Origin of the sequence: uncultured Adlercreutzia sp. (assembly GCA_910585575.1) — a bacterium.
Classification (GTDB): domain Bacteria; phylum Actinomycetota; class Coriobacteriia; order Coriobacteriales; family Eggerthellaceae; genus Adlercreutzia.
The window spans coordinates 1-3,085 of record CAJUFS010000003.1; the positions used below are offsets into that span (position 1 = coordinate 1).

Genomic DNA, 3,085 nt, shown 5'->3' on the forward strand with positions numbered 1-3,085 from the left:
CGTACTCGGCCGAGCCCGGCGGCACGATGCCCGCAGGGTCGAGGGCCGAGACGGGCAGCTCGTTGCCGCGCAGCTCGTCCATGGGGCGGAAAATCTTCTCGATGAAGGTGTCCTCGCCGGGTACCGAGCCCAGGCGCACGGCCGGCGCCGCACCGGCTCCGGCGGCATAGTCGCTGGGCGTCTCTTCATTGTCTCGCGCTTCGGCCCAGCTTTTCGGGTAGGCGATTTCCACGAGGGCCGCAGCCGCCTGATCGATGGCCTTTTGGTCGCGGGCCACCACGTCGGCGCCCTTGGAGGCATAGACCTGGGCTACGTCCTGCTTCAGCAAGCTTACGGCCTCGTCGAAGTCCATGACCTGGGTGAGCTTGAAAAACACCGTCTGCATGATCATGTTGATGCGCGGCCCCAAGCCTTCCCGGGCGGCCAGCGCCGCGGCGTCGATTACGTAGAAGCGGGCTTTTTTGGCGGCAATGGCGCGGCGCAGTGCGGCGGGCAGCTGCTGGTCCAGGGTGCGCACGTCGGTCCAGGGGGCGTTCAATACGAAGGTGCCGCCCTGGCGCAGCCGATCGAGCATGGCGTAGCCGCGCTTCACGTAGATGTCCTTGTGGCAGGCCAGATAGTCGGCTTCGGTAATGAGCCAGGGGGCGTGCACCGGCTCGTCGCCGAAGCGCATGTAGGAAATGGTGAGGCCGCCGGACTTCTTGGAGTCGAACCAGCTGTACTCCTGCACGTACTTGCCGGCGCTGTCGCTGACAATGCGCGCCGCCACTTTGTTGGCGCTGACGGTGCCGTCGCTGCCGAAGCCGTAGAACACTGCCTGGGTGAGCTTTTGGCTGGCGGGCGCCTGGTAGGCGGGTACGGGAAGGGACAGATGGGTGACGTCGTCGGTGATGCCCACGGTGAAGCGGGCCTTGGGGGAGGAGGCGGCCAGGTTGTCGAAGACGGCTTTGGCCTGGGCCGGGTCGAACTCCTTGGAGGACAGGCCATAGCGGCCGCCGATAACGCGCACGTCCGGGCGCGCGGCGGCCACAGCGGCCATCACGTCGAGGAACAGCGGCTCGCCCAAGCTGCCCGGCTCTTTGGTGCGGTCGAGGGCGCACACGGCGCGCACCGTGGCGGGCAGGGCGGCCAGCAAGTGCTCGGCGGAGAAGGGCCGGTACAGGCGCACCTTCACGAGGCCCACCTTCTGCCCCTGGGCCGTTAAGTCGTTTACCACCGCTTCCACGGTCTCGCAGCTGGAGGCCATGGTGACCACCACGTATTCGGCATCGGGCGCGCCGACGTAGTCGAACAGGTGGTACTGTCGGCCACACACCTTCGCCAGGGCGTCCATGTTCTTCTGCACGATGCCGGGCAGTGCGTTATAGGCGGCGTTGGGGGCCTCGCGGTTCTGGAAGTAGATGTCGGGGTTTTGGGCCGTGCCGCGCACGGTGGGATGCTCCGGGTCCATGGCGCGATGGCGGAAAGCGCTAATGGCTTGCCAGTTTACCAGCGGCCGCAGAGCGGACGGATCAATGACGTCGATCGTCTGCACTTCGTCGGAGGTGCGGAAGCCGTCGAAGAAGTGGACGAAGGGCAGGCTGCCGTCGATGGCCGACAGGTGAGCTACCCAGGAGAGGTCCTGGCATTCCTGCACCGAACTTGAACCCAGCATGGCCACGCCCGTGGCGCGTACGGCCATCAAATCCTGATGATCGCCGAAGATGGACAGGGCATGGGCCGCCAGCGAACGGCAGGTAATGTGGAAGACGCCGGGCAGCATCTCGCCGGAGATCTTGTACATGTTGGGGATCATGAGCATAAGGCCCTGGCTGGCCGTCATGGTGGTGCCGAGCGCGCCTCCGGCCAAGCAGCCGTGCAGCGCGCCGGCCACGCCCTTTTCCGACTGCATCTCCTTCACCACCACCGTGTGGTCGAAGAAGTTCTTGCGCCCCTGGCTGGCCCATTTCTCGACGGTTTCGGCCATGTGGGAAGCGGGGGTAATGGGGAAGATCATGGCCGCGTCCGACAGTGCGTAAGCCGCCTGCGCCGCCGCCTCCATCCCTGTCATCGCCTGTCGTGTACCCATGATGAATCCTCTCTCTACAAAGAGGGCGGCCCGCAGACCGCCCCCGTTGCTCAAACTCAGTTGAAATTACGCTCCGAACATATGCTCGATCATGGGGGTTACCACGATCCAGAGGGGCATGGTGGCAGCGAAGGCCAGGGTGGACACGGCCACGGTGGAGGCGCCGTCACGCACGTAGATGTTGTAGCGGCTGGAGATGATGATGCCCGAGAACGCCGGCGGCAGGGCGATGGCGAGCACGAACATCTGCAGCACCTCGCCGTGGATGCCGCAGAGCAGGCCGATGACCAGGCCTACGGCCGGGGTCAGCAAGTTGCGGTAGAAGGTGTTCCAGAGGATTTCCTTGCCCAGGCTGAACTTCACCGTGGACAGTGCGATACCGGCGGCGAACACGGCCAGGCCGGAGTTGGCCTTGGCGATCAGATCGAAGCAGGGGTAGAGCGCCTTCGGGAACTGAATGCCCACCAGCACAATGGCCACGGCCAGAAGCGGCACCCACACAACGGGCTGCTTCAGGGCGTTCACGATAGCGGTGAGGCTGGAGTTCTTCTTGACCGGAGCCGCGGGCGTGTTGCCCTTGGCAGCAGCGGTGGCGCCGGTGGCGGCCAGCTTGGTCTTGCCGCCGTTCTGGGCCGTCATCTGGTTCTCGCCCTTATTCACCAGGTACATGCCGATGGGGATGGTGATGGCGTTTACCACGATGGCCACAATGGCCACTACCAGGCCTGTCTGGGTGCCCGTGCCGAACACTGGGTCGAGCACGGCGTAGCCCAAAAAGCCGATGGTCGGCGAGCCGGCGATCAACGCGCACACGCCAGCTTCAGCAATGTTGTGCTTGAACACCTTCCAGCACAGCAGGAAGCTGAGCATGAACATACCGATGACCACGCCGAGGCTCACCAGGGTCAGCGTCAAGTCGCTGAACAGCATTTCGCGCGTTGCACCCGTGATGGACACGAACAGGGCCGCCGGCAGGGCAATGTCCAGCACGACCTTGTTCAGGCCCTGCATTTGGTC

Annotated in this window: 2 protein-coding genes; both read right to left on the reverse strand. The window is 64.8% G+C overall.

Going from position 1 to position 3,085, the window contains the following annotated elements; genetic code table 11:
* Window positions 1-2,068: 2-oxoacid:acceptor oxidoreductase family protein (locus tag QZ307_RS00405; protein ID WP_295994226.1), on the reverse strand; the 2,068-nt coding region annotated here is incomplete at its 3' end.
* 66 nt (window positions 2,069-2,134) lie between these two features.
* Window positions 2,135-3,085: AEC family transporter (locus tag QZ307_RS00410; protein ID WP_295994228.1), on the reverse strand; the 951-nt coding region annotated here is incomplete at its 5' end.